At 64.2% G+C, this 24,920-nt stretch carries 26 protein-coding genes; 19 read left to right on the top strand and 7 right to left on the bottom strand.

Features of this window, described 5'->3' with window-relative positions; translation table 11 throughout:
• The first annotated feature begins 126 nt into the window (after window positions 1-126).
• From FJ950_RS04675 to FJ950_RS04660, 4 genes are all read left to right on the top strand, one after another.
• Window positions 127-1,203 carry an ABC transporter permease gene (locus FJ950_RS04675; protein WP_140615379.1) on the top strand — a complete coding sequence of 359 codons (1,077 nt, stop codon included), beginning with the start codon at window positions 127-129 and terminating at the stop codon, window positions 1,201-1,203.
• Between the two features lie 2 nt (window positions 1,204-1,205).
• The gene (locus tag FJ950_RS04670; RefSeq protein WP_015314568.1) at window positions 1,206-1,988 is read left to right on the top strand and encodes an ATP-binding cassette domain-containing protein; all 783 of its coding nucleotides are present in this window, start codon (window positions 1,206-1,208) and stop codon (window positions 1,986-1,988) included.
• 115 nt (window positions 1,989-2,103) lie between these two features.
• Window positions 2,104-3,099 carry an inositol 2-dehydrogenase gene (gene iolG, locus FJ950_RS04665; protein ID WP_015314567.1) on the top strand — a complete coding sequence of 332 codons (996 nt, stop codon included), beginning with the start codon at window positions 2,104-2,106 and terminating at the stop codon, window positions 3,097-3,099.
• A 32-nt stretch (window positions 3,100-3,131) separates the two neighbouring features.
• Window positions 3,132-3,926, top strand: coding sequence for an SDR family oxidoreductase (locus FJ950_RS04660; RefSeq protein WP_140615377.1), 795 nt, complete (start codon window positions 3,132-3,134; stop codon window positions 3,924-3,926).
• A 35-nt stretch (window positions 3,927-3,961) separates the two neighbouring features.
• On the opposite strand, the gene FJ950_RS04655 is transcribed toward FJ950_RS04660, so the two are convergent.
• Together FJ950_RS04655 and FJ950_RS04650 are read right to left on the bottom strand one after the other, a co-directional pair.
• Window positions 3,962-4,387, bottom strand: coding sequence for a type II toxin-antitoxin system VapC family toxin (locus FJ950_RS04655; RefSeq protein WP_224622823.1), 426 nt, complete (start codon window positions 4,385-4,387; stop codon window positions 3,962-3,964).
• Window positions 4,384-4,629 (bottom strand): type II toxin-antitoxin system VapB family antitoxin, encoded by a 246-nt coding sequence (locus FJ950_RS04650; RefSeq protein ID WP_140615375.1) that lies wholly within the window; start codon window positions 4,627-4,629, stop codon window positions 4,384-4,386. The genes FJ950_RS04655 and FJ950_RS04650 overlap by 4 nt, the downstream gene beginning before the upstream one ends.
• Window positions 4,630-4,894: 265 nt before the next feature.
• Here FJ950_RS04650 and FJ950_RS04645 point away from each other — a divergent pair, with 265 nt between their 5' ends.
• The 3 genes from FJ950_RS04645 to FJ950_RS04635 all read left to right on the top strand — a co-directional run bounded on the left by FJ950_RS04645 (window position 4,895) and on the right by FJ950_RS04635 (window position 6,961).
• Complete coding sequence (locus FJ950_RS04645) at window positions 4,895-5,986, top strand: 3-deoxy-7-phosphoheptulonate synthase (protein WP_140615373.1); 1,092 nt, start codon at window positions 4,895-4,897, stop codon at window positions 5,984-5,986.
• Between the two features lie 116 nt (window positions 5,987-6,102).
• The gene (locus tag FJ950_RS04640) at window positions 6,103-6,468 is read left to right on the top strand and encodes a metalloregulator ArsR/SmtB family transcription factor (protein ID WP_140615371.1); all 366 of its coding nucleotides are present in this window, start codon (window positions 6,103-6,105) and stop codon (window positions 6,466-6,468) included.
• Window positions 6,446-6,961: an SRPBCC family protein gene (locus FJ950_RS04635; RefSeq protein ID WP_210242349.1), complete on the top strand. Its 516-nt coding sequence runs from the start codon at window positions 6,446-6,448 to the stop codon at window positions 6,959-6,961. The genes FJ950_RS04640 and FJ950_RS04635 overlap by 23 nt, the downstream gene beginning before the upstream one ends.
• A 41-nt stretch (window positions 6,962-7,002) precedes the next feature.
• Here the strand turns inward: FJ950_RS04635 and FJ950_RS04630 are convergent, their stop codons facing one another.
• Entirely contained in the window at window positions 7,003-7,638 is a 636-nt protein-coding gene (locus tag FJ950_RS04630) for a LysE family translocator (protein WP_140615369.1), read from the bottom strand.
• Window positions 7,639-7,766: 128 nt separating this feature from the next.
• Here FJ950_RS04630 and FJ950_RS04625 point away from each other — a divergent pair, with 128 nt between their 5' ends.
• A complete protein-coding gene (locus tag FJ950_RS04625) occupies window positions 7,767-8,465 on the top strand; it encodes a YafY family protein (RefSeq protein WP_140615367.1) in 699 nt (232 codons plus the stop codon).
• 20 nt (window positions 8,466-8,485) lie between these two features.
• Here FJ950_RS04625 and FJ950_RS04620 read toward each other — a convergent pair whose 3' ends face one another.
• Window positions 8,486-9,595, bottom strand: a complete 1,110-nt coding sequence (locus FJ950_RS04620) for a Gfo/Idh/MocA family oxidoreductase (protein ID WP_140615365.1) — start codon at window positions 9,593-9,595, stop codon at window positions 8,486-8,488.
• 152 nt (window positions 9,596-9,747) lie between these two features.
• Between FJ950_RS04620 and FJ950_RS04615 the strand changes: the two genes are divergently transcribed.
• The 11 genes from FJ950_RS04615 to FJ950_RS04565 all read left to right on the top strand — a co-directional run bounded on the left by FJ950_RS04615 (window position 9,748) and on the right by FJ950_RS04565 (window position 20,604).
• Complete coding sequence (locus FJ950_RS04615) at window positions 9,748-10,593, top strand: MurR/RpiR family transcriptional regulator (protein WP_015314557.1); 846 nt, start codon at window positions 9,748-9,750, stop codon at window positions 10,591-10,593.
• A 158-nt stretch (window positions 10,594-10,751) separates the two neighbouring features.
• Entirely contained in the window at window positions 10,752-12,686 is a 1,935-nt protein-coding gene (gene iolC, locus FJ950_RS04610) for a 5-dehydro-2-deoxygluconokinase (protein WP_140615363.1), read from the top strand.
• Window positions 12,687-12,724: 38 nt separating this feature from the next.
• Window positions 12,725-14,575 (top strand): 3D-(3,5/4)-trihydroxycyclohexane-1,2-dione acylhydrolase (decyclizing), encoded by a 1,851-nt coding sequence (gene iolD / locus FJ950_RS04605; protein WP_140615361.1) that lies wholly within the window; start codon window positions 12,725-12,727, stop codon window positions 14,573-14,575.
• A gap of 107 nt (window positions 14,576-14,682) precedes the next feature.
• On the top strand, window positions 14,683-15,600 hold the full coding sequence (iolE, locus tag FJ950_RS04600; RefSeq protein WP_140615359.1) for a myo-inosose-2 dehydratase: 918 nt from the start codon (window positions 14,683-14,685) through the stop codon (window positions 15,598-15,600).
• Between the two features lie 40 nt (window positions 15,601-15,640).
• Window positions 15,641-15,853 (top strand): DUF3329 domain-containing protein, encoded by a 213-nt coding sequence (locus FJ950_RS04595; RefSeq protein ID WP_015314553.1) that lies wholly within the window; start codon window positions 15,641-15,643, stop codon window positions 15,851-15,853.
• A 176-nt stretch (window positions 15,854-16,029) separates the two neighbouring features.
• Complete coding sequence (gene iolB / locus FJ950_RS04590; RefSeq protein ID WP_140615357.1) at window positions 16,030-16,842, top strand: 5-deoxy-glucuronate isomerase; 813 nt, start codon at window positions 16,030-16,032, stop codon at window positions 16,840-16,842.
• A gap of 152 nt (window positions 16,843-16,994) precedes the next feature.
• Window positions 16,995-17,702 (top strand): DUF1045 domain-containing protein, encoded by a 708-nt coding sequence (locus FJ950_RS04585; RefSeq protein WP_140615355.1) that lies wholly within the window; start codon window positions 16,995-16,997, stop codon window positions 17,700-17,702.
• A 36-nt stretch (window positions 17,703-17,738) separates the two neighbouring features.
• The gene (locus FJ950_RS04580) at window positions 17,739-18,878 is read left to right on the top strand and encodes an alpha-D-ribose 1-methylphosphonate 5-triphosphate diphosphatase (RefSeq protein ID WP_140615353.1); all 1,140 of its coding nucleotides are present in this window, start codon (window positions 17,739-17,741) and stop codon (window positions 18,876-18,878) included.
• A complete protein-coding gene (gene phnN / locus FJ950_RS04575; RefSeq protein ID WP_015314549.1) occupies window positions 18,875-19,504 on the top strand; it encodes a phosphonate metabolism protein/1,5-bisphosphokinase (PRPP-forming) PhnN in 630 nt (209 codons plus the stop codon). The genes FJ950_RS04580 and phnN overlap by 4 nt, the downstream gene beginning before the upstream one ends.
• A 132-nt stretch (window positions 19,505-19,636) precedes the next feature.
• Window positions 19,637-20,392: a COG4280 domain-containing protein gene (locus tag FJ950_RS04570; protein ID WP_140615351.1), complete on the top strand. Its 756-nt coding sequence runs from the start codon at window positions 19,637-19,639 to the stop codon at window positions 20,390-20,392.
• Window positions 20,389-20,604: a hypothetical protein gene (locus FJ950_RS04565; RefSeq protein WP_140615349.1), complete on the top strand. Its 216-nt coding sequence runs from the start codon at window positions 20,389-20,391 to the stop codon at window positions 20,602-20,604. Before FJ950_RS04570 ends, FJ950_RS04565 begins: the two co-directional genes overlap by 4 nt.
• A gap of 101 nt (window positions 20,605-20,705) precedes the next feature.
• On the opposite strand, the gene FJ950_RS04560 is transcribed toward FJ950_RS04565, so the two are convergent.
• From FJ950_RS04560 to FJ950_RS04550, 3 genes are all read right to left on the bottom strand, one after another.
• Entirely contained in the window at window positions 20,706-21,701 is a 996-nt protein-coding gene (locus FJ950_RS04560) for an ABC transporter permease (protein ID WP_015314546.1), read from the bottom strand.
• A 12-nt stretch (window positions 21,702-21,713) separates the two neighbouring features.
• Complete coding sequence (locus FJ950_RS04555) at window positions 21,714-23,258, bottom strand: sugar ABC transporter ATP-binding protein (RefSeq protein ID WP_140615453.1); 1,545 nt, start codon at window positions 23,256-23,258, stop codon at window positions 21,714-21,716.
• A gap of 120 nt (window positions 23,259-23,378) precedes the next feature.
• On the bottom strand, window positions 23,379-24,341 hold the full coding sequence (locus FJ950_RS04550) for a sugar-binding protein (RefSeq protein WP_015314544.1): 963 nt from the start codon (window positions 24,339-24,341) through the stop codon (window positions 23,379-23,381).
• Window positions 24,342-24,920: the final 579 nt, after the last annotated feature.

Genomic DNA, 24,920 nt, shown 5'->3' with positions numbered 1-24,920 from the left:
TTCCTGAAGAAGAACTGAGCCGCGGACATACGGAGCGGCGCTCTCGCGCAGCGACAGCGCCGCTCCGCTTCCCTCGGCGCCCGAAGGTGCTCGGGGAACGACCGCGGCTGACGGAGGATAGAAGAATTGGCACAGACATCTCACGGCGTCGGCGGGGTCAGCTATGACGCCAGGAAGCGCACATGGCCGGCCGAATTCAACGTCTTCCTGGCGCTCGTCATCCTCGTCGTCATCTTCGAACTGATCGGCCGGGTCTTTCTCGGCGACAGCTTCCTGTTCAACACCCGCAGCGACGTCTCCGGCCTCTTCAACGAGGCGCGCCTGCAGATCATCATTCTGCAGGTGTCGATCGTCGGCATCATCGCCATTGGCGTCACGCAGGTGATCATTACGGGGGGCATCGACCTGTCCTCCGGCTCGATCGTCGGCGCGACGGCCATGATCGCCATGAGCTTTGCCCAGGTCGCGACCGTCAACGGCAATCCCAACCCCAAGGCGATGTTTCTGGCCCAGGGCTGGACCGACCTGCCCGTGATCGTCCCGGTGCTGGTGGCGATCGGCTGCGGCCTGCTCGCCGGCCTCGTCAACGGCTCGCTGATCGCCTACACGCGCATCCCGCCCTTCATCGCCACGCTCGGCATGATGGTGACCGCGCGGGGCATCGCCAAATGGTGGTCCAAGGGCCAGCCGATCTCGTTCCCGACGGACAGTTTCGCCGCCATCGGCAAGGGCCTGATGCCCGTCATCATCTTCCTGTCGCTGGCCGTGCTGTTCCAGCTGATCATGACCTACACCAGATATGGCAAGCACTGCTACGCGATCGGCTCCAACGAGGACGCAGCGCGCATGTCTGGCATCAAGATCGCCAACCACAAGATCCTCGTCTATGTCATCGCCGGCATTCTCGCCGCGCTCGCCGCCGTCGTGCTCTCCTCCAAGAATCTCACCGCCCAGGCCGGCATGGGCGTCATGTACGAACTCGATGCCATCGCCATGGCGGTCATCGGCGGCGTCTCGCTGTCGGGCGGCCGCGGCTCCATCATCGGCACGGTGATCGGCGCGCTGATTTTCGGCGTCATCATCTCCGGCTTCACCTTCCTGCGCCTCGACGCCTACTACCAGGAGATGGTCAAGGGCGTGATCATCGTCGGCGCGGTCGTTCTCGACCAGTGGCGCCAACGCATGCGGGCATTGAGGGCTTGACCATGCCAGATATCTCCACGACAGACATCGTCCTGAAGACCGAGAACCTCACCAAGCGCTATGGCGGCGTGCATGCGCTTGAAGGCGCCAATTTCGAGCTGCGCAAGGGCGAGCATGTCGCCATCATGGGTGACAACGGCGCCGGCAAGTCGACCTTCGTGCGCCAGATCACCGCCGTCGAGCAGCGGACCAGCGGCCAGGTCTGGTTCGATGGCAAGGAAGTGAATTTCGCCGGACCGATCGAGGCCCGCGAGGCGGGCATCGAGACGGTGTTCCAGAACCTGGCGCTGGCCGACGACCTCGACGTGCCGTCGAACCTGTTCCTCGGCCGTGAAAAAGTGCTGTTCAATCTCGGGCCATTCTCGATCCTCGACCGCAAATACATGCGCAAGGCAACCGAGGCGGCGCTGGTCCGCACCGCGGTCAAGATCCCCAACCTCTCCAACACCATCCGCCATATGTCGGGCGGCCAGCGGCAGTGCGTGGCGATCGCCAGGACGGCGACCTTTGCCTCCAAGCTGATCATCATGGACGAGCCCACGGCGGCTCTCGGCGTGCAGGAGACGGCGCAGGTCGAAAACATCATCCGCACGCTGAAGGACAATGGCGAGCCGCTGATCCTGATCAGCCACAACATGCGCCAGGTGTTCGACCTTTGCGACCGCATCGTGGTGTTCCGGCGCGGCCGCATCGTCGCCAATCTGCGCAAGGAAAATACCGACGGCCAGGACATCGTATCCTATATCACCGGCGCCAAGACCGGCGAGGCGGAACTCGCGGCCTAATGGCCGGGCTCGGAGGCGATGGTCATCGCCTTCCCGTCGATTTGTCTTGACCGGAAAATCATTCAGCGCCCATGACCGGCGCCCCGCTTCGAACCATCCCCAGAGGAAAATATCCATGACTGTTCGCTTCGCCCTCCTTGGTGCCGGCCGCATCGGCAAGGTCCACGCCCGCGCCGTGGGTTCCAACCCCCAGGCAAAACTGGTCGCCGTGGCCGATGCCTTCGAGAAGGCGGCGAGCGAACTGGCTGTTGCCTATGGCGCCGAGGTGCGCAGCATCGACGAAATCGAGAAGTCCAAGGACATCGACGCGGTCGTCATCTGCACGCCGACCGACACCCATGCCGATCTGATCGAGCGCTTCGCCAAGGCCGGCAAGGCGATCTTCTGCGAGAAGCCGATCGACCTCGACGTCAAGCGGGTCGAGCAGTGCCTGGCCGTTGTCGACAAGGCCAAGGCGACCCTGATGGTCGGCTTCAACAGGCGTTTCGACCCGCATTTCGCCGCCGTGCGCAAGGCGATCGACGACGGAGCCATCGGCACCGTCGAGATGGTCACCATCACCTCGCGCGATCCCGGCGCGCCACCCATCGACTACATCAAGCGCTCGGGCGGCATTTTCCGCGACATGACCATCCATGATTTCGACATGGCGCGCTTCCTGCTCGGCGAGGAGCCTGTCGCGGTCAGCGCGCACGCCTCGGTGCTGGTCGACAAGAAAATCGGCGAAGCCGGCGATTTCGACTCGGTCAGCGTCATCCTCGAAACGGCTTCGGGCAAGCAGGCAGTCATCTCCAATTCGCGCCGCGCCACCTATGGCTACGACCAGCGCATCGAGGTGCACGGCTCGAAGGGCATGGTGGCGGCCGAGAACCAGCGGCCGGTGTCGATCGAGCTCGCCAACGAGAAGGGCTACACGCGCCCGCCGCTGCACGACTTCTTCATGACCCGCTACCTCGACGCCTACGCCCTCGAGATCGCCGCCTTTATCGCGGCGGCGACATCAGGCAAGAAGGCGGCGCCGAGCGGCGCTGATGGCCTCGTGGCGCTGAAGCTGGCAGATGCCGCACTGAAGTCGGCGACCACGGGCAAGACCATTCGTCTCGACAAGTAAGAACCGGACCCCCAAGGCACAGGAGCAGAGCGATGAGCGCATCCGCCGATCGCAATTCAAATACACGCGCCATCGTCACCGGCGGTGCGCAAGGCATAGGATTCGCGGTCGCCGAAGCGCTGGCCGACGAAGGCTGCCGGGCGCTGGCGCTCATCGGCCGCTCGCAGGAGAAGGGCGACAAGGCTGTCGCTCATTTCAGGAAATCAGGCGTCGACGCCATCTTCATCAGCGCCGATGTCTCCAAGGTTGCCGACTGCAAGCGCGCGGTCGCCGCCGCGCTCTCGCATTTCGGTACGATCAACGCCCTGGTCAACGCCGCCGCCACCTCGGCGCGCGGCTCGCTGGTCGAGACCTCAGAAGAGCTGTTCGACCAGATCTTCGACACCAATGTGCGCGGCCCGTTTTTCCTGATGCAGGGCGTGGTGGCGCATCTCTTGGAGAAAACGGCGCCCGGATCGATCGTCAACGTGCTGTCGATGTCGGCGCATACCGGGCAGTCTTTCCTGACGCCCTATTCGACCAGCAAGGGCGCGCTGATGACGCTGACCAAGAACGTCGCCAACGCCTATCGCTTCAACCGCATCCGCTGCAACGCCGTGCTGCCCGGCTGGATGGACACCGAGGGCGAGGACATCGTGCAGAAGAAATGGCACGATGCGCCCGACGACTGGCTGGCGAAGGCCGAAGCCGCGCAGCCGATGGGCCAGTTGGTCAAGCCGGACCAGCTCGCGCGGCTGATCAGCTACATGGTCAGCCCGCAATCGGGCGTCATGACCGGATCGCTGGTCGACTACGATCAGAGTGTCGCCGGGTCGTCGCCGGAGTAGGTTCATGCGAGCGATCTGCGTGGCGCACCTTGAACCTATCCTATGTCTGTCTTTGTGAAATCCTGACCGGTGTAGAGCAAAGCCAAATTATATGCCTTGCAACAGGCGTAGGAAAAGCAATCGCCCATGTTGAGCTGCGCCGGCGAATCGACACCCTTGCCGTAACTGCGTGCGGCTTCGATGGCGAGCCGCCCGACTTCGGCCGAAATGAGGACCTCGCCGATTCCCAAATCCTGCACGAAACGGTCCACGGCCGCATTCGCCTTTGCGACTGCCGCCGGTTGGATGGGTGAAGGCAGGGGGGTCTTTGAACGCGCCAAGGCCATTGCGGTCTCGAAACGAACGATCGCCGAAATGAAGAAAGGCCCGCCATGGGCGTCCATCCGGGCGGCGAGTTCTCCTGCCGTGGGCTCCGGACGCAACAGAGCGACGACCGCCGAAGCGTCAATGAACAGGCTCATAGCCCCCCTGAAAGCTCGTCCGAATAGGCTCTCATATCGAAGTCAGGATTATCCGCTCCGATTTCGCCAGCCATTCTGACTGCCTCCGCCAAGCGTTCCGATACAGTTTGCACACTGCGGGCGCGCTCAATTTCATGCGTCAGGGCCCGGCGAACCGCCTCGGCTTTGCTCGGCGCCTTTGTGAGGCGCTGCACCTCAAGTACCAGCCGGTCGACTTCCCGGTCCTTCACATAAAGCGGCATTGGAGCATATCCTTTTTGGAATATCCAACATATACCCTCTTACATATTCAAACAAGACCGCCATCAGGTGCGTGACATTCAATGCGAGTTCAGCTATAGCCCACGCATGATCAACCTGACCGCCACGTATTGGTACTTTAGGAGCTCGCTGGCGGCGGGAGGATTGCGCTCGATCTGAAGATTGCAGCAACAAGATCCGAACAGCCGCCAGACCTGGCGGCTTTTTTGTTTCAGCCGGCAGGTTCCCAAACAGGAGCAGAAAGCCGTGTTGACCACCACAGACGACCTCCGGGTCAAGGAACTGAGACTGCTGAGCACGCCGGACGAGGTGATGCGCGAGATACCGCGCTCACTCACGGCGACACGCACCGTTGCCGCCTCGCGCAACGCCATTCACTCCATCCTCACCGGGGCCGACGATCGGCTTGTTGTCATCGTGGGCCCTTGTTCCATCCACGATCCGGTCGCGGCCGTTGATTATGCCAGCCGTCTGGCGGCGCTGCGCGAGGCTCTGTCCGACCGGCTCGAGATCGTCATGCGCGTCTATTTCGAGAAGCCGCGCACCACGGTCGGCTGGAAAGGCCTGATCAACGATCCCGACCTCGACGGCAGCTTCAACATCGACAAGGGGTTGCGGATGGCACGCAACGTGCTTTCCGCCGTCAACAATCTCGGCCTGCCGGCGGCGACCGAATTCCTCGATATGACGACGCCGCAATACATCGCCGACCTCGTCGCCTGGGGCGCCATTGGCGCGCGCACGACCGAGAGCCAGATCCATCGCGAGCTGGCCTCGGGTCTCTCCTGCCCGGTCGGCTTCAAGAACGGCACCGACGGCAATCTCAGGATCGCCGGCGAGGCGGTGAAGTCGGCCGCCCAGCCGCATCATTTCATGGCGGTGACCAAGGGCGGACGCAGCGCCATCGCGGCGACCACCGGCAATGAGGATTGCCATGTCATCCTGCGTGGTGGCGTTCAGCCCAACTACGATGCGGCAAGCGTCGAAGCCGCATCGGTCGAACTCGTCCGCATCGGTATCGCCCCCCGTCTGATGATCGACGTCAGCCATGCCAACTCAGCCAAGAAGCCGGAGAACCAGCCCAAGGTCGCGGCCGATGTCGCGAGCCAAGTGGCGGCTGGCGACGAGCGCATCATCGGCGTCATGATCGAGAGCAATCTCGTCGCCGGCCGGCAGGATGTCGTGCCCGGCAAGCCACTGGTCTACGGCCAGAGCATCACCGATGGCTGCATCGACTGGGCGACCACGGAGACGGTGCTGCACGGTCTCGCGGGCGCTGTCGAATGGCGCCGCTCGGCGCGCCGCGCCATACTGGACAGCCGGCAGGGCGCCGCCTGATCTGGGGGAGCATAAGGGCGGCGCTTCCAGTTTCCAGTCCAGGACCACGCCGCTCCTAGGCCCGCAGCGCTCACCTCCTTGCATGTCACCGATCCGCGTGCTACATACTGAACCAAATGGTTCAGTATTCTCCTGCCCGCCTGGATGCCTCGTTCGCCGCGCTTTCGGACGCCACCCGACGTGGGGTTCTGGAGCAGCTCGGCCGTGCGGATGCTTCGATTACGGACTTGGCCCAGAAATTCCACATGACCCTCACGGGCATGAAGAAGCATGTCGGCGTTCTGGAGCAGGCAGGCCTCGTCACGACGCGGAAGGTCGGGCGCGTGCGGACCTGCAAGCTCGGCCTGCGCCGCCTGGAGGAGGAGACGGCATGGATCGAGAGATACCGCCAGCTCTGGGCCGCACGCTTCGACGAGCTGGACAAGGTTGTCGAGGAAATGAAACGGAAGGAGGAAGCCGATGGACGAAACAAGAGCGAATGAGCCCACCCCCATGCAGAACCGCACGACGGTGGAACGGAAGTCCGACCGCGAGCTGGTCGTCACGCGAAGCTTCGACGCGCCGGCCCGCATCGTGTTCGAGGCCTGGACAAAGCCCGAGCTGTTCAAGCAGTGGTGGACGCCGAAATCGATGGGCATGTTCCTGCGTTCCTGTGAGATGGATGTTCGTGTCGGAGGCGGGTACCGTTTGGTGTTCGGGCATGATGACTCGCACCCCGCCGAGTTCTTCGGCAGGTATCTCGAAGTGACACCGCCCTCGCGCCTCGTCTGGACCAATGACGAAGGTGGTGACGGTGGACCCGTGACCACGGTGACCTTCGAGGAGAAAGGCGGCAAGACGCTGCTGGTCATGCACGAGCTCTACCCCTCGAAGGAAGCCCTCGACGCCGCCGGCACCGGGGCGGCGGATGCGATGGCCGAGACGTTCGGGCAGTTGGACGAGCTTCTCGCCACGCTGCAGCAGGGCGCCGCCTGATTCGGCCGGCGCCAGAAGGGCGGCGGTTGGGTTCAGCGAGACTATGCCGCCCTCAGCCCCTCCCATGCGGTGAACACGGAGACCGCGAAGAGCAGCAGCCCGGCCGCCCGGCCGGCAAGGATGGTCACCCGTGGATTGGCGATCAGAAGCTTGCGGCTGCGGCCGGCCGATATTGCGAGCCCGCCATAGACCGCGGCCTGCGTCAGCACGGTCAGCAGGCCCATGATCGTCGCCTGCATCCAGATCGGGCCGTAGTCCGGTTTCAGGAACTGCGGATAGACGGCGAGCACGAAGAGGTAGGCCTTCGGGTTGATCAGGCAGGTCACCAAGCCCTGGCGAAACGCCTTCCATGCCGAGCGGCTGCCGGCGGGGCCCTCGTTGCCGACGGTGATGGAGCTGCGCATCAGCGTGATGCCGATGAAGGCCATGTAGGCGGCGCCGGCAAGCAGCAGCGGCTTGAACAGGATCGGCAAGAAATGCACCAGCAGGCCGACGCCGATAGCGCCGTTCAGCGTGTGCACCATGCCGCCGACCATGATGCCGCCGGTCGCGGCAAGACCCCTGTCGCGGCCGCCGGTCAACGCATTGGCAAGCACGAACAGCATGTCCATGCCTGGAACGGCGATGATGCCGAACAGGAGGATAAAGAACAGCCAGAGATTTTCAGCATAGCCCATGTCAGTTGCCTGTTGTCCCGCTCGGCCAGCCTCGGCGGAACCTGTTGATTTTCAAATCGATAGGCAGTCCTATAGGCAGGCCCAACTGACGATGGTGTGTCAGTTGTGATCGGTACCAGGTCAGAAAAATGCGCAAGGCCTCGCGCCTGTTCGAGATCATCCAGATCCTGCGGCTGGCGCGGCAGCCGGTGACGGCGGCAATGATCGCCGCGCGGCTGGAAGTGACGATCCGCTCGATCTATCGCGACATCGCGGCGCTTCAGGCGCTGCGCGTGCCGATCGAGGGTGGCCGTGGCATCGGCTACATCCTGCGCCCCGGCTTCGACTTGCCGCCGCTGATGTTTTCGATCGAGGAAATGGAGGCGATCGTCCTGTCGCTGGCGCTGCTGGAGCGCACGGGCGACGACGAGCTCAAGCAGGCGGCCAAGCGCGTCGGCGCCAAGATCGCCGGCGCGGTGCCGCCGCCCTTGCGCCAGACGCTCGACGCCAATGCGCTGCACGCCTGGGGCTTCGCCGCGCCCTCCGCAGGTGCGATCGACCTGGCGCTGGTGCGCCGCGCCATACGCGACGAGGAGAAGCTCGAGCTCTCCTACCGCGACGAGCTCGGCCGCGCTTCCGAGCGCCTCATCCGCCCGATCGCTCTGATCTATTACGCCGAGACCGCCAACATCGTCGCCTGGTGCGAGCTGCGCCAGGCGATCCGCAATTTCCGCAGCGACCGCATCGAGGATTGCCAGCCGACCGGCCTAGGCTTCAAGGGCGAAGGCGATCGTTTGCGGCAGGTCTGGGTCAATGGGTGGGAAGTCGATGCAGCGGCCGCCGGCTAAAGCGACCAGCGCAGCGAATCCTACCTTACATCCACCCAGCGCTTCTCCTCGAAGGAGCGCGCCATGGCGTGCACGGTGCGCTCGATCTCCAGTCCTTCGGCGAACTCGATGAGCCGGGCCGGCTTGCCGGCAAGCCGTGTCAGCAATTCATGGCATTCGATGATCTTGAGGTCGTTGAAGCCGAGGCTGTGGCCGGGCGCCGGCACGAAGAGGTCATAGGGTCTGTGCTGCGGCGCCACCAGAATGGTGCGGTAGCCCTGTTCGGTGGGTCGGTCGGACGTCAGGTAGAGCTGGAACTCGTTCATCCGCTCCTGGTCGAACAGGATCGATCCCTTGGACCCGAAGATCTGGATGGCGATGCGGCCCTTGCGGCCCCAGGCCGAGCGGTTGACCTGCAGTGTTCCGGCAATGCCGTTGTCCAGATGCATCAGCACGCTGGCGATGTCGTAGGTCTCCACCGCGCGCCAGCCGCCTGAAGCCAGCTTGCGGTCGGCATAGGGCTTGGCCATGTCGCAGATGACGCGGCCGACGCGGCCGAACAGCGCCGAGACCAGCGACAGCGGATGCACGGCGAAATCGTCAAGCGCGCCATAGCCGGAAGTCGCCTCGTGCTTCCAGAAGAACAGCGCCTCGGGATCGGCCATGAAGTCCTCGTCCATCTCGATGCGCAGGTGGTTGACCTCGCCGATGATCTTCTCGTCGAGCAGCGCGCCGATGTGACGGATGGCCGGGCTCTGGATGTAGTTGTAGCCAAGCGCGGCGACCCTGCCTGATTTCTTCGCCGCGGCCGCCATCGCCTCGGCTTCGGCAAAGCTCGGTGCCATCGGTTTTTCGCACCACAGATGCTTGCCGGCTTCGAGGACAGCGATGGCCATTTCCGGATGGAACTGATTGGGGGTTGTCAGCGACACGATATCGACCTCCGGGTCGTCGACGACGGCGCGCCAGTCGCTGGTGGCCTTGGCGAAGCCGAACTCGCCTGCCTTGCGCCTGGCGAGCTCCTCATTGACCTCGCCGAGATGGACGAGCCGTGGCTTGGCCGCATCGGGGAAGACGGCCCCGACGGCGCTCCACGCGATGGCGTGGCATTTGCCCATGAAACCCGTGCCGATAAGACCGACGCCGACCATTTTTCGTTCCTCCGCTGCCATAGAAGCTGAGTGGATGAATTAGTCCATTTTTTTCAGGAATGGAATGTCTGCCTCATTTTTTATGGCGTTCTTGCGCAGGCTCGCTATGATGGGGCAGAGAGGGTGTCCAGACAGGCTTGGGCAGAGGGACGATGGACGAACAGGTACCTCGCGACTTCGAGACGCTGCGTGCCACGATTCTGGACCGGCGCGAGAGCCTGCCCAAGCGCATCGCCCAGATCGCCGCCTACGCGCTCGACAATCCCGACGACATCGCCTTTGGTACCGCCGCCAGCATCGCCGCTTCGGCCGGCGTGCAGCCCTCGACCCTGATCCGCTTTGCCCAGCAACTCGGCTTCGACGGTTTTACCAGCCTGCAGCAGGTGTTCCGGGAACGTCTGCGCGAGCGCAACTCTTCCTATGACGAGCGGCTGCAGGCGCTGCGCGCCAAGGCCGAGGGCGGTGCCGGCCACCGGGCGATCTTCGACGGCTTCATCGCCGCCGCCAGCACCTCCCTCAACGACATTTCCCGCACGCTGGACGATGCGCATCTGGAAGACGCGATTTCGCTGCTGGCGAAGGCGCAGACCATCTATGTCTTGGCCAAGCGACGCTCCTATCCAGTGGCTTCCTACATCGCCTATGCGCTCGGCAAGCTGAAGATCCGCAACCAGTTGATCGAATCGGCCGCCGGCCTGAATGCCGAGATGGTCGGCTTCGCCACACCGGCGGACGCCGTCATCGCCATCAGCTTCTCGCCCTACGCGCCGGCCACGATCGAGGAGGCGCGCGCCATTTCCGAGCAGGGCGTGCCGATCGTCGCCATCACCGACAGCTCGTTCTCGCCGCTCGCCCAGTTCGCCAGGGTCTGGTTCGAGGTTGCCGAGGCGGATTTCGCCGGCTTCCGCTCGCTGTCGGCGACAATGGCGCTGGCCATGGCGCTGACCGTCGGCGTCGGCGAGAAGCGGCGCGACGCGAGCCGTAAGCGCAAGGCTTGATCAGGCGTCCCTTCAAGGCAATTTTAGCCTAGGGAATGCTCATTCCATATTGACTATGGATTGGAATTATTATTTCATATTGCCGGCGCCACGCAGCCGCTCGCGCGTGTTACCCAAAACAATGTTGTCCATGACGACAAGACCGACGGGAGGTTCCAATGAGCGAAGCCGTGGACGCAAGACAGGCGCCGCTCGATGTCATCACCATCGGCCGCGCGTCCGTCGACCTCTATGGCCAGCAGATCGGCTCGCGGCTGGAGGACATCACCTCCTTCGCCAAGTCTGTCGGCGGCTGCCCGGCCAATATTTCGGTCGGTACGGCAAGGCTCGGGCTGCGCTCGGCTCTGCTGACGCGCGTCGGCGACGAGCAGATGGGCCGCTTCATCCGCGAGCAGCTGAAACGCGAAGGCGTCAACACCGACGGTCTGAAGACCGACAAGGAGCGGTTGACCGCTCTGGTTCTGCTTTCGGTCGAGAGCGAAGGCGTTTCGCCGATGATTTTCTACCGATCCGACTGTGCCGACATGGCGCTGGCCGAGGAGGATATCGACGAAGCGTTTATTGCCTCGGCCCGTTCGATCGTCGTCACCGGCACGCATTTTTCCCGCCCCAACAGCGATGCCGCCCAGCGCAAGGCGATCCGCATCATGAAGGCCAGGGGTGGCAAGGTCGTGTTCGATATCGACTATCGCCCGAATTTGTGGGGCCTTGCCGGCCACGCCGAAGGCTTTGAGCGCTATGTCAAATCCGACCGCGTCTCGGCCCAGTTGAAGACGGTGCTGCCCGATTGCGACCTCATCGTCGGCACCGAGGAAGAGATCATGATCGCGTCCGGCGCTGACGACTGCCTGAGCGCGCTGAAGACGATCCGCTCCCTGTCCTCGGCCACCATCGTCCTGAAGCGCGGCGCCATGGGCTGCATCGTCTATGACGGACCGATCAGCGACGATCTCGAGGACGGCGTCGTCGGCAAGGGTTTCCCGATCGAGATCTACAATGTGCTGGGCGCCGGTGACGCCTTCATGTCCGGTCTGCTGCGCGGCTGGCTCGGCGGTGAAAGCCTTGCCACGGCGGCGACCTGGGCCAATGCCTGCGGCGCCTTCGCCGTGTCGCGGCTGCTCTGCGCGCCGGAATATCCGACCTTCGAGGAGCTGCGGTTCTTCCTCGAGAACGGCAGCAAGCATCGCGCGCTGCGCAAGGACGAGGCGATCAATCACATCCATTGGGCAACCACACGCCGGCGCGACATCCCCTCGCTGATGGCGCTCGCCTGCGACCACCGTGTGCAGCTCGAGGATGTGGCGGCCAAGACCGGCGCCGATCCGGCGCGCATCCGCGATTTCAAGGTGCTGGCGGTCAAGGCAGCGGCCAAGGTCGCCGCCGGCCGCGACGGCTATGGCATGCTGATTGACGAGAAACATGGCCGCGAGGCGATGTTCGAATTCGCTCGCCACCCCTTCGCCTGGCTTGGACGCCCGGTGGAACTGCCGGGCTCGCGGCCGCTGCGCTTCGAATTCTCGCAGGACATCGGCTCGCAGCTTACCGAATGGCCCGTCGATCACTGCATCAAGTGCCTGTGCTTTTATCATCCCGACGATCCGGCGGAACTGAAGGAAGAACAGCAGCAGAAGCTGCGCGCGCTGTTCGAGGCCGCGCGCAAAGTTGGACGCGAACTTCTCATCGAGATCATCGCCGGCAAGCACGGCAAGCTCGACGACACGACGATCCCGCGCGCGCTGGAGGAACTCTATGCGCTCGGCATCAAGCCGGACTGGTGGAAGCTCGAACCGCAGGCGTCGAGCGGCGCGTGGGCCAAGATCGAGGCGGTGATCCTGAAGCACGATCCCTGGTGCCGGGGCATCGTGCTGCTTGGCCTGGAGGCGCCGCAGGACGAGTTGGAGGCCGCTTTTGCCGCCACGGCCAACGCGCCCATCGTCAAGGGCTTTGCCGTCGGGCGCACCATCTTCGTCCACGCAGCCGAACAATGGCTGGCCGGCAGGATGTCGGATGACGAGGCTGTCGCCGACATGGCGTCGCGCTTCGAACAGTTGACCGAAGCGTGGCTTGCCGCGCGCGGCCGCAAGGCGGCATAACAATACGCAACGGCGTAGGGACTGCGGAGGAAAACACCATGAGCCAGACAATCCGCCTGACGATGGCGCAGGCGCTGACCCGCTTCCTGTCCCGCCAGATGACCGAGATCGACGGGAGAAAAACGCCGATCTTCGGCGGCGTCTGGGCGATCTTCGGCCACGGCAATGTCGCCGGCATCGGCGAGGCGCTCTACCATGTGCGCGACGAATTGCCGACCTTCCGCGCCCACAACGAGCAGGCGATGGCGCATGCGGCGATCGCCTATGGCAAGGCCAATTTCCGCCGCCGTTTCATGGCCGCGACCTCTTCGATCGGCCCCGGCGCGATGAACATGGTGACGGCGGCGGCCCTCGCCCACGTAAACAGGTTGCCCGTCCTGTTTTTGCCGGGCGACGTCTTTGCCAACCGCATTCCCGATCCCGTGCTGCAGCAGGCCGAGGATTTTTCCGACGGCACGGCGACGGCCAACGACTGCTTCCGCCCGGTGTCGCGCTATTTCGACCGCATCACCCGGCCGGAGCAGATCATCCCGGCGCTGAGCCGCGCCATGCAGGTGCTGACCGATCCGGCCGAATGCGGCCCGGTGACTTTGTCGCTTTGCCAGGACGTGCAGGCCGAGGCCTATGACTATCCCGAGAGTTTCTTTGGCGAGCGGATGTGGCGCCAGCGCCGGCCGCGTCCGGACCGTGACGAACTGGCGGCGGCCGTGGCGGCGCTCGAGGGAGCCAGGAAGCCGCTGATCATCGCCGGCGGCGGCGTGCTCTACTCTCAGGCTTCCGACGAACTGGCCAAGTTCGCCCAAGCCGCCGGCATTCCGGTCTGCGAAACGCAAGGCGGCAAGTCCTCGCTGCCGGATGATCACCAGCTCAACATGGCAGCGGTCGGTGTTACCGGCACTTCGGCCGCCAACCGGCTGGCGGAAGAGGCCGACGTCGTGCTCGCCATCGGTACGCGGCTGCAGGATTTCACCACAGGCTCGTGGGCGCTGTTCAAGAATTCCGGCAAGACCATCATCGGGCTCAACGTGCAGCCCTTCGATGCCGGCAAGCACCGGGCGCTGCCGCTGGTCGCGGATGCCTGGGAAGGGCTGGCCGAGTTGGGAACCGCGCTGCAAGGCTGGAAGGCGCCCGCCGCCTGGACCGACAATGCGGCCGCCGGCAAGAAGGCCTGGCAGGCCGATGCGGCCAAGGTGACGGCCTCGACCAACGCTGCTTTCCCCTCGGATGCGCAGGTGATCGGCGCCGTGCAGCGCGCCATGGGCTCAGGCGTGACGCTGCTGCATGCGGCAGGCGGACTTCCCGGCGAACTGCACAAGCTCTGGCAGGCCGGTGCCCCGGGCTCCTACCACGCCGAATATGGCTTCTCGACCATGGGTTACGAGATCGCCGGCGGGCTCGGCACCAAGATGGCCAAGCCCGACGAGGAGGTCGTCGTCATGATCGGCGACGGCTCCTACTTGATGCTCAACTCCGAGATCGCCACCTCGGTGATGCTCGGCCTGAAGCTGACCGTGGTGCTGCTCGACAATAGGGGTTTTGGCTGCATCAACCGGCTGCAGATGGCGACCGGCGGCGCCAACTTCAACAATCTCTTGCAGGACTCGCGCCATGAAATCCTGCCCGACATCGACTTTGCCGCGCATGCGGCGAGCATGGGCGCGATATCAGAGAAAGTGCCGTCGATCGCCGAGCTGGAAAACGCGCTGCAAAAAGCCAAGAAGAACGACCGCACCACCGTGCTGGTCATCGACACCGATCCGCTGGTTTCGACCGATGCCGGCGGCCATTGGTGGGACGTGGCGGTGCCCGAGGTCTCGGCGCGGCCTCAAGTGAACGCCGCGCGCAAGGCCTATGACGAGAAGCGGCGGATGCAGAGCGTCGGCGATTGACGCCAGCTCCCTTCTCCCGGTCACTATACGGGGAGAAGGTGCGGGCATGCGGATGAGGGGCGGCGCTAGCGCCAAAAAAATTGAACTGTCTAATCCGGAGTGACGACTTGAAAGCCAAATTGGGCATGTCCCCCATCGCGTGGTGGAACGACGATCTTGCCGAACTGAGCGATGACGTGTCGCTGGAGGAATGTCTGCGCCAGTCGCGCTCTGCGGGCTTCACCGGCATGGAGATGGGCCGGCGCTTTCCCAACGACCCCGCCATCATGCTGCCGATCCTGAAGGCCGCCGACGTGACGCTGTGCGGCGGCTGGTTTTCCGGCACGCTGGTGGACGAGGAGATGGCTGCCAACAAGGACCGCATCCAGCCGATGATCGACCTGTTCAAGGCGGTCGACGCGCCCTGCATCGTCTATGGCGAGGTCGGCCGCTCGATCCAGGGCGACCGTTCCAAGCCGCTCGCCACCAAGCCGAAGCTGACTGGCGACGAGATGAAGGCCTACGCGCGGCGCCTGACCGAATTCGGCGAATGGTGCGCCGAGCAAGGCATGCCGCTGTCCTATCACCATCACATGGCGGCTGTGGTCGAGACCGAGCCGGAGCTCGATGCCTTCATGCGCCATTCCGGCGAAGGCATCCCACTGCTGCTCGATGCCGGACACCTCGCCTTTGCCGGCGGCGACGTGCTGCGCGCCATCGACAACCACCACAAGCGCATCAGCCACGTCCATGTGAAGGACGTGCGCATGGGCGTGATCGAGAAGCTCGACCGTACGAAGCAGTCCTTCCTCGACGCCGTGTCGCTCGGCGCCTTCACCGTCCCGGGCGACGGTTCGCTCGATTTCGGCGCCATCGTGCAGCGCTTCGCCGACCACGGCTATGAAGGCTGGTTCGTGGTCGAGGCCGAGCAGGACCCGAAGAAGAACCCGCCGCTGAAGATGGCGCAGGTTGGCCACAAGGAGCTGATGCGGGTGATGACATCAGCCGGTTACACGGTGGAGACGCAAGGGTTTCCGAATGCCTGATCGGGTTCTCGCCGGGCCGGGCTTGCTGTAGGCTGGCCAGATGAAAGATTCCGAGCACCCCTTCTTCCGGCCATTGTGGCGGCGTGTCGCCGTCGTCGCGGTCTGCCTCATCTGGTCGGTCATCGAGTTCGCCACCGGCACGCCGTTCTGGGGCGTCATCGCGCTCGGCTTTGCCGGCTACGGCGCCTGGCAATTTTTTTATCTTTATAAGCCGGCCGACGAGACGAAGCCTCCGGCCGATCCGAAGGAATAGGCGGTCCATGGCGCGAGCAGTTTTGTGGATTGGATACTGCGAGCGTAACGGATCGCACACATCGGCGATTGGCCGAAACGCCCCTCGCTTCGTCATCCTAGGGTCTTCGCGACGGAGCTTCGCTCCTGCTCCGCCCTAGGATGACGAAGTTGGAAGGCTAGGATAGGAGAGACAAAATGTCGAAACTGCTCGTCAAAGCCGACAAGGGCCATGGCCGCGTCGCCCATGTGACGCCGAAAAGCGCCGGCTGGACCTATGTCGGTTTCGACCTGCATCGGCTGAAGCCGGGCGAAAGCGCCTCGGGAAAGACGGACGACCGCGAAGTCTGCCTGGTGTTCGTGACCGGCAAGGGTACCGCGAAAGCCGGCGGCAAGGATATCGGCCTGCTCGGCGAGCGCATGTCGCCCTTCGATGGCAAGCCGTGGTCGGTCTACGTGCCGCAGGGATCGGACTGGTCGGTAACGGCCGATACCGAGCTGGAACTTGGCGTCTGCTCGGCGCCTGGTCTTGGCGGTGGCCTGCCGGTCCGGGTGATCGGACCGGACGATCTCGGCCAGGAGGTGCGCGGCAAGGGCACCAATACGCGTTACGTCACCAACATCCTGCCGGAAGGCCAGCCGGCCGACTCGTTGCTGGTCGTCGAGGTCATCACGCCCGGCGGTCATACGTCGAGCTACCCGCCGCACAAGCACGACCAGGACAATCTGCCTGCCGAATCCTATCTCGAGGAAACCTACTACCATCGCCTCAACCCGCCGCAGGGCTTTGCCTTCCAGCGCGTCTACACCGATGCCGACAAAAGCGGACATCGCGCGCTGGACGAAGCCATGGCGATCGAGGACGGCGATGTGGTGCTGGTGCCCAAGGGCTATCACCCCTGTGCCGCCTGCCACGGCTATGACCTCTATTATCTCAATGTGATGGCCGGACCGAAGCGGACCTGGAAATTCCACAATGCGCCCGAGCACGAATGGTTGATGAAGGCCTGACCGTCTCGCGTTTCCGGCCGAACTTATTGGTCCAGCTGGGAAAAATCGTCGGCTAAGGACCCTAGGGGTCGATTTGCCTTCTAAAACCCGTCAAAGCTTCGTCAATCCGTCATGGAAATCACCTATGGCAACGGTTCTGACGAGGACTTCCCATGCGTTATGCCATTTATTTCACCCCCCGGCAGGACGAGCCGCTGGCGCGCATCGCCGCCGACTGGCTGGGCCGCGATCCGTTCGGTGCCGCGACCAGGCCGGTTGAGGCCGTTGCCGATCTGTCGGCGGCGGAAGTGGCCTTCCACACCGCCTCGGCACGCCGCTACGGCTTTCACGCGACGCTGAAGGCGCCCTTCCACCTGGCTGCCACGGAGACCGAGACCTCGCTGCGCGCGGCGCTGGATCATTTTGCCGAGGTTACGCCTGTCGTCACGATCCCGCGCCTGGTCGTCAGCCAGATCGACAGCTTCTTCGCGCTGGTGCCGGAAGGGCCGCTGCCTCCGCTCAACCGCTTCGCCGACAATGTGGTACGCGATTTCGACCGGTTTCGCGCACCGCTGTCAGAGGCCGAGATCGAGCGGCGCAGCCCGGATTCGCTGAAGCCGGCCGAGTTTCGTAATCTTTGCCAATGGGGCTATCCCTATGTCTTCGAGACCTTCCGCTTCCACATGACCCTGTCCGGCCGGGCCGGCCCACAGGAAAGCCCTCGCCTGCGCGCGGCGATCGACAGCCTGTTCGCCGATGTGTTGCGCCAGCCCGTGCTCGTGGACGCGCTGACATTGTTCGTCGAACCCGAACCCGGCGCGCCATTCATGGTGCTTTCCCAGCACGCGCTCGGACGCCGCCCGGCCCGGAAAACCGCCTGAACGAAACCCGACTGCAAGAACCAAGGACTACCCGCAATGACCGCCGAAACTGTTCTTTCCAACGCCCGCATCGTTCTTGCCGACGAGATCGTCGAAGGGTCACTGGTGCTGCGCGATGGCTTGATCGCCGGCATCGATGGCGATGCTGCCCGGACCGGCGAGGACATGGGCGGCGACTTTATCATTCCAGGGCTGGTCGAACTCCACACCGACCATCTCGAGGGCCATTATGCGCCGCGGCCGAAAGTGCGCTGGAACCCGATCGCCGCGGTGCTCGCCCATGACGCGCAGGTGGCGACCGCCGGCATCACGACCGTGCTCGATGCCTTGCGCGTCGGCATGGACGAGGACGCCGACCTGACATTGGACGACATTCGCAAGCTGGCCGATGCGATCGAGGACAGCGTCGCGCGGGATCGTCTGCGGGCCGATCACTTCCTGCATCTTCGCTGCGAGGTTTCAGCACCGGATTGCCTCGACGCATTCGCCAATTTCGACGGTGACGAACGGGTCAAGCTGGCGTCGCTGATGGACCATGCGCCAGGCCAGCGCCAGTTCGTCAACCTTGAAACCTATGCCTACTACTACCAGCGCAAGCTGAAACTCTCGGATCGCGATTTCCAGAAATTCTGCGAGAAGCGGATGGCCGAATCGGCACGCAACTCTGGGCCGAACCGCGTCTTCATCGCGGCCGCCTGCCAGGAGCGCGGCATCGTGCTCGCCAGCCACGACGATGCGACGTCGGCTCATGTCGACGAGGCCATCGAGCAGGGCGTGCGGGTCGCCGAGTTCCCGACCACCGAGGAAGCGGCGCGGGCCTCGAAGGCCGCCGGGCTCGGCGTGCTTATGGGCGCGCCGAATGTCATGCGCGGCGCCTCGCATTCGGGCAATGTCTCGGCACGCACCTTGGCCAGCGATGGCCTGCTCGACATCCTGTCGTCCGACTACATTCCCTTCAGCCTGATCCAGTCGGCCTTCTTCCTGGGCGACATGGTGGAAGGCATTTCGCTGCCGCAGGCCGTCGCCATGGTTTCGAAGAACCCGGCGCAGGCCGTCGGCCTCGACGACCGCGGCGTCATCGAGCAGGGCCGTCGCGCCGATCTGGTGCGCGTGCGCGTCGACGATCATGTTCCGGTCGTGCGCACCGTCTGGCGGCAGGGGCGCCGGGTGGCATGATGGTGTCGGCCTCGATCGAGCGCGAACTGTCCGCCGAAACCTTTCCGATCCGTCACGGCGTCTTTGTCGCCGTCGTGGGCCCCAGCGGTGCCGGCAAGGACACGGTGATCGGCTATGCCAAGGCGCTCTTTGCCGACGAGACGCAGCTGGAGTTCGTGCGCCGCGTCATCACCAGGCCGAGCGATGCGGCGAGCGAGGACCACGATACGCTGGCCGACGCCGCCTTCGCCGAGGCCGATGCCGACGGCGCTTTCGCCGTCTCCTGGGAAGCGCATGGCCTGCGCTATGGTCTGCCTGCCGATGTCGACTGGTCTGTTTCCAATGGACATGTCGCCGTCGCCAACGTGTCGCGCGCGATCATCCCCACCTTGCGCGAGCGCTATGCCAATCTGGCGATCGTCGAGATCACCGCTTCGCCCGAGGTGCTGGCCGAGCGGCTGGCCATGCGCGGTCGCGAGTCGCGCGGCGAGGTGCTGGCGCGGCTGGCGCGCAGCGCCAATATGAGCTTGTCCGGCCCTGGTGTCACGTCGATCGACAACAGCGGTCCGCGCGAAGTGGCCGGCGAGCGTTTCGCCGAAGTGCTGCGTAAGGCCATGGCGTTTTCCGACATGTCGGGCCTGATCTGATCCGGACTTGTTTCACCCGCCTGCTTGCGCTGTCGCTGGAAATGCTCCGGGCTGCTGGCCGCATAGGGTGATTCTGGATTACGCTCCGGGGATTCGCCCCAGGAATCAGGGTCGAGCCAGACAGGAAGCTTCATGCAGACACTGACACCCGTCCTCTCGACAATCGCGGCGGCATTTCTCGCCTCGCTGGTCGAGGTCGTCGAAGCTTTCACCATCGTGCTTGCGGTGGGAGTGACGCGCAGCTGGCGCCCGGCATTGACCGGCGCCGCGCTGGCGCTGGCGGTGCTGGCGGCTCTGGTGCTGGCCTTCAGCCCGCTGCTGGCGCTGGTCCCGATCACCACCCTGCAGTTCGTTGTCGGGGTGCTGCTCATCCTGTTCGGCATGCGCTGGCTGCGAAAAGCCATCCTGCGCAGCGTCGGCGTCATTGCCCTGCATGACGAGGAAGCGGCCTTCGCCAAGGAAACCGCGGCCCTGCACCGGCAGGCCGCCGACCGGCGCGCCGACTACCTCGCCGGGCTGGCCTCGTTCAAGGCGGTGCTGCTCGAGGGTGTCGAGGTGGTGTTCATCGTCATTGCCGTCGGCGCCGCGCATGGGCAGACATTTTACGCCAGCATGGGTGCGCTGGCGGCTTTCATCCTGGTGATGCTTGTCGGCCTGGCCGTCCACCGGCCGCTGGCGCGCGTGCCCGAGAATGCGCTCAAATTCGTGGTCGGGCTGATGCTGACCAGCTTTGGCATCTTCTGGACCGGCGAAGGCATCGGCGCCGATTGGCCTGGCGCCGATCTTGCCCTGCTCGCCATCTTCGCCATAGTCGCGCTGGCGTCCTTCGCCATGGTGCGCTGGCTGCGCGGAATCAGTCCAACGGCAGCCGGAGGGCTCGCCCGATGAACGTCCTTCGTCTCGTTGCCAGGGAGGTCTTCGGCATGTTCGTCGATGACGGCAATCTGGCGCTGCTGTCGCTGGTCCTGGTGGCCGCCGTGACCGCGGCGGTGAAGTTGCTCGCGCTGCCGCCGCTGCTTGGCGGTGGGCTGTTGCTGGTCGGCTGCCTTGCCATCCTGTTGCAAAGCGTTCGCCGCGCCGCACGCCAGAGCGGCAGGTAATTTCAGCCAAGGCCGCACGGCGGATCACCAGAGGGTGGCCGCGAAAGGCACGCCACCCCGTCAGCGCCCAGCACCGGTAAGCTATTTCTGCCGGGACTGACCTATTCCGCGGCGGCGCCGACCGCGCCCTTGCGGGCGGCATCGACCATCCGCCGGCGCGCCCGGAACACACCCCATTGCTGGTCGACCAGCACGCCGATGAGGATGACGCCACCCATCACCGCGAAGTTGAGGGAGGAGGGAATGCCGAGCAGGTTGACGAGGTTCTGCAGTTCCTGCAGCAGCACCGTGCCGAGGATGACGCCGATCAGCGAGCCCTCGCCGCCGCGCAGAGAGAAGCCGCCGAGCACCGCGGCCGCAATGGCGTAGAGCTCGTAGAACTGGCCGTGGCTGGCCGGCGAGATCGAGCGCGTGTACATGGCGAAATAGATCGCCGACAGGGCGGTGAGCACGCCGCAGATGACGTAAGCCGCCATGACGACGCGGCCGGTGCGAATGCCGGAATATTTCGCCGCCTCCTCGTTCTTGCCGATGGCGTAGAGATAGCGCCCGAACACCGAGCGGTGCAACACCACCCACATGACGATGGCGATGACGATCAGCGCGAAGAAGGAGTTCGGCACGCCCCAGGAGCGGCCGGCGGTCAGGAATTCGAGATCGGGAAAATTCTGCCCGAAGGCGAAACCGGCGGTGCCGTCGGCGGTGTAGAAGCGCGCGACGCCGCGATAGATCAAAAGCCCGCACAAGGTGACGACGAAGGGCTGCAGCTTGAGCCGCGTGATCAGCCAGCCATGCGCCAGGCCGATGATGGCGCCGAGCACCAGGATGAGCACGAAGGCAACAGGCCATCCCATGCCGCGCACGGCGATGAAGTCGATGAACAGCGTGCCCAGCAACGCGACAACGGAGCCGACGGACAGTTCGATGCCGCCGGTGATGATGACGAAGGCCTGGCCGATGGAGAGAATGCCGAACAGGCCGATCAGGTTCGAGGTGTTGGCGAGGTTGATCGGCAAGAGGAAGCGCGGATTGATGATGGCGACGATCGCCCCGACCACCAGGATCAGGATCAGCAGGCCGAGATCTTTCTTTGTCATCGTCGTCTCCGCTTACGGCCTGTTCGCCGGTTTGCCCACCGCGAGCAAAAGCACGTTTTCCTGGCTGAACTGATCCTTGTCGAGAATGCCCGAGATCTGGCCCTCATGCATGACGGCGATGCGATCGGAGACGCCGATCACCTCTTCCATGTCGGAAGAGATCATCAGCACGGCGACGCCGGCGTCGGCCAATGCCCGCATCAGCCCGTAGATCTCGGCCTTGGCGCCGATATCGATGCCGCGCGTCGGCTCGTCGAGGATCATCACCTTCGGGTTCATGGCCAGCCATTTGCCGAGCACGACCTTCTGCTGGTTGCCGCCCGACAGCGTGCCGGTGCGCGTCTGCACGGAGGGCGCCTTGATGCCGAGGTTTTTCTTCTGCTTCTCGGCGGTGGCGGTCTCGGCGCTTGCGGAGACCAGCGAGCGCCTGGCATGCGCCGGCAGATTGGGGAGTGAAATATTCTGGGCGATCGACAGGTCGAGCAGGATGCCGGTCAGCTTGCGGTCTTCCGGCACGAGGAAGATGCCTTGCGCGACGGCGTCCGCCGCGCTGGCCAGCGTTAACGGCTTGCCGTTGAGCTCCAGCGTGCCGCCAAGGCTGGCTTCGATGCCGAAGAACACCCGCGCCAGTTCGGTTCGGCCGGAGCCGACAAGGCCGGCAAGGCCGAGGATTTCGCCGCGCCTGACGTCGAGATCGACCGGCCGGCTGGGGTAGGTGGGGGTGCGGACGGCCTTGGCCGCAAGCGCCACGGCGCCGGGCGCACGCGCCGCCTCGGAGGCCTTCTCGCGCTCCTTCAGCATGCGGCCGATCATCAGCTTGACCATCTGGTCGTGATTGATGTCGCGCTTGCCGAGCGTCCCGGCCAGCATGCCGTCGCGCAGCACCACAACGCGGTCGGCGACGCGCTCGATCTCATGCAGGCGGTGCGAGATGAAGATGACGCTGATGCCGTCGGCCTTCAGTGCCTTGATGACGTCGAGCAGCTTGTCGGTCTCGGCCAGCGGCAGGCTCGATGTCGGCTCGTCGAGGATCACCAGCCTCGCCTTGATCGACAGCGCCTTGGCGATCTCGACCATCTGCTGCTGCGCCAGCGACAGATCTGCGACCTGCGTGTCGGCGGAGAAGTTGGCGCCGACGCGCTTCAGCAGCGGCGCCACCATGTCGCGCAGTTTCGCGCGGTCGACCAGTCTCAGCTGTCCGGCGCGCAGCGGCTCGCGGCCGAAGAAGATGTTGGCGGCGACGTCGAGGTTTTCGAAGAGGTTGAGTTCCTGGTGGACGAAGGCGATGCCCGAACCCAGGCTCCCCTCCACGCTCAGGCCTTTGTGGGCGGCGCCGTCGACCGTGATGGCGCCGCTATCGGGCGTGGTAACGCCGCCGAGGATCTTCATCAGCGTCGATTTGCCGGCGCCATTCTCGCCGACCAGGCCGATGACCTCGCCCGGCCTGACCTCCATGGAAAACCCGTCGAGCGCCACGACGCCCGGATAGGTCTTGCGCACGTTCTCGAGGCTGAGAAACGGGGTGGTCGCCGCGATGGATGTGTCGGAATAATTCATCATGCCTGACAGCAGCCGGTGGGCCGAAATGCCCATTCTGCAGACTGACGACCCCGGCAGGGTTCGTCAATGCGAACAGCCGGCTCAAGCGAAGTTGAGCCGGCTGAACTGCTTCTGGTCTTAGTTTCCAGCCATCGCCTTGAGATTGGCGGCGTAAGCGTCGACGTCATCCTTGCCGATGATCTTGGTCGGGATGATGATCAAATTGCCGGCCGGGATGCCCGACTTGTCACCCTTGAGATAGGCGGCCATCAGCTTCATGCCCTGATAGGCCCATTCGAAGGGCTGCTGCACGACGGTGGCGGCAATGGTGCCTTCCTTGACGCCGCCCAGCGTGATCGGATCGTCGTCGAAGCCGACGACGGTGATCGAACCAAGCTTGCCGGCATCGCGCAGCGCTTCATAGATGCGTGGCGTGTTGTAGGAGTAGAAGCCGACCATGCAGGTGACGTCGGGGCTGGCGACCAGCGCGTCCTCGACATTCTTCTTGGCACGCGCCTGGTCAATGTCGTCGCCGCGTACGTCGACGAGTTCGATCTTGGTGCCGGCGAGGCCGTCCTTCATGCCCTGGATGCGCTCCTTGGCATTGTCGGCGCCGAGCAGGCCGACGAAGCCCAGGCACTTGCCGCCGTCCGGCATCGCCTTCTTGGCGATTTCGGCCGCCTGCTTGCCGGCGTCGACATTGGACGAGCCGATATAGGCGACACGCTTGGTCTGCGGGGCGTCGCTATCGGTGGTGAACAGCGCCGTTTGCGAAGCGATCTTGTTCAGGCCATCCGTCGAGGTCTTGGGATCGACGGCCGAGACCATGATGCCCTTGACGCCGGCGGTCACCAGGTCGTCCATCAGCCGCTGCTGGATGGCGACCGAGGATTGTTCGGGATATTTGAGTTCGAGCGTGTAGTCGGGCAGTTCGCCCTGCGCCTTCTTGACGCCGGCTTCGGCCGCTTTCCAGAAGTCGGAAGCGCCGTTGACGACGAAGGCCAGCGTCGGCTTGTCGTCGGCGCGCGCGATTGCCGTCGCCGTCAGGCCGACAGCCAGGGCCGCGGCGGCCACGGATGCATTGCGTATCAAGGATTTCATGTTCAACCTCCCGTTTTGGTCAGTCGTAGGGCTGACCGGACTTGCTCACTGGATTGTCTTGCACACTAAATTTGTCTTGCTCACCTGAATTGCCGTCTGCGGCGTGGACGCCCTCCTCCTCAAGGGGTTCCCGGCAGTGAAAGAATGGCGTCGTTACCAGCCACGGCCACGGACTTTAGAGACTCATTCCTCGTTCGTAAATAGTCCGATTTGTCTGACATATCACATATCTGAGACATGGTTTGCGGAAGTCATATCCGCCCCCCATCGGGCCATTCACAGACACTTCCATCGCAGCCGGACCAATCGGGGCCGGCGGCGATGGATTGACGGTATAGCGCATCCTTGTATTAGTAAACACTATTAGCAAACGACCGGTCCGGTGGCGCTCGGGTGTCATGGCCGAATCGATCTACCGACGCGGCGATGGCTGATCGCACGCAGCCAGAGCCTTTGCGACCTCTGGTTTTTGCGGGGGCTCGAGCCGGTGTGTCGGGGATGGGCCTCAAGGACGGTAATAATTATTAGTACGGTCGATGCGCATGTGAATCGGAAGCGCCGCCTCATCTTGTTGGACCG

Source organism: Mesorhizobium sp. B2-3-14 (assembly GCF_006442175.1).
Lineage (GTDB): Bacteria > Pseudomonadota > Alphaproteobacteria > Rhizobiales > Rhizobiaceae > Mesorhizobium > Mesorhizobium australicum.
This window is presented reverse-complemented; position numbering and strand designations above follow the sequence as displayed.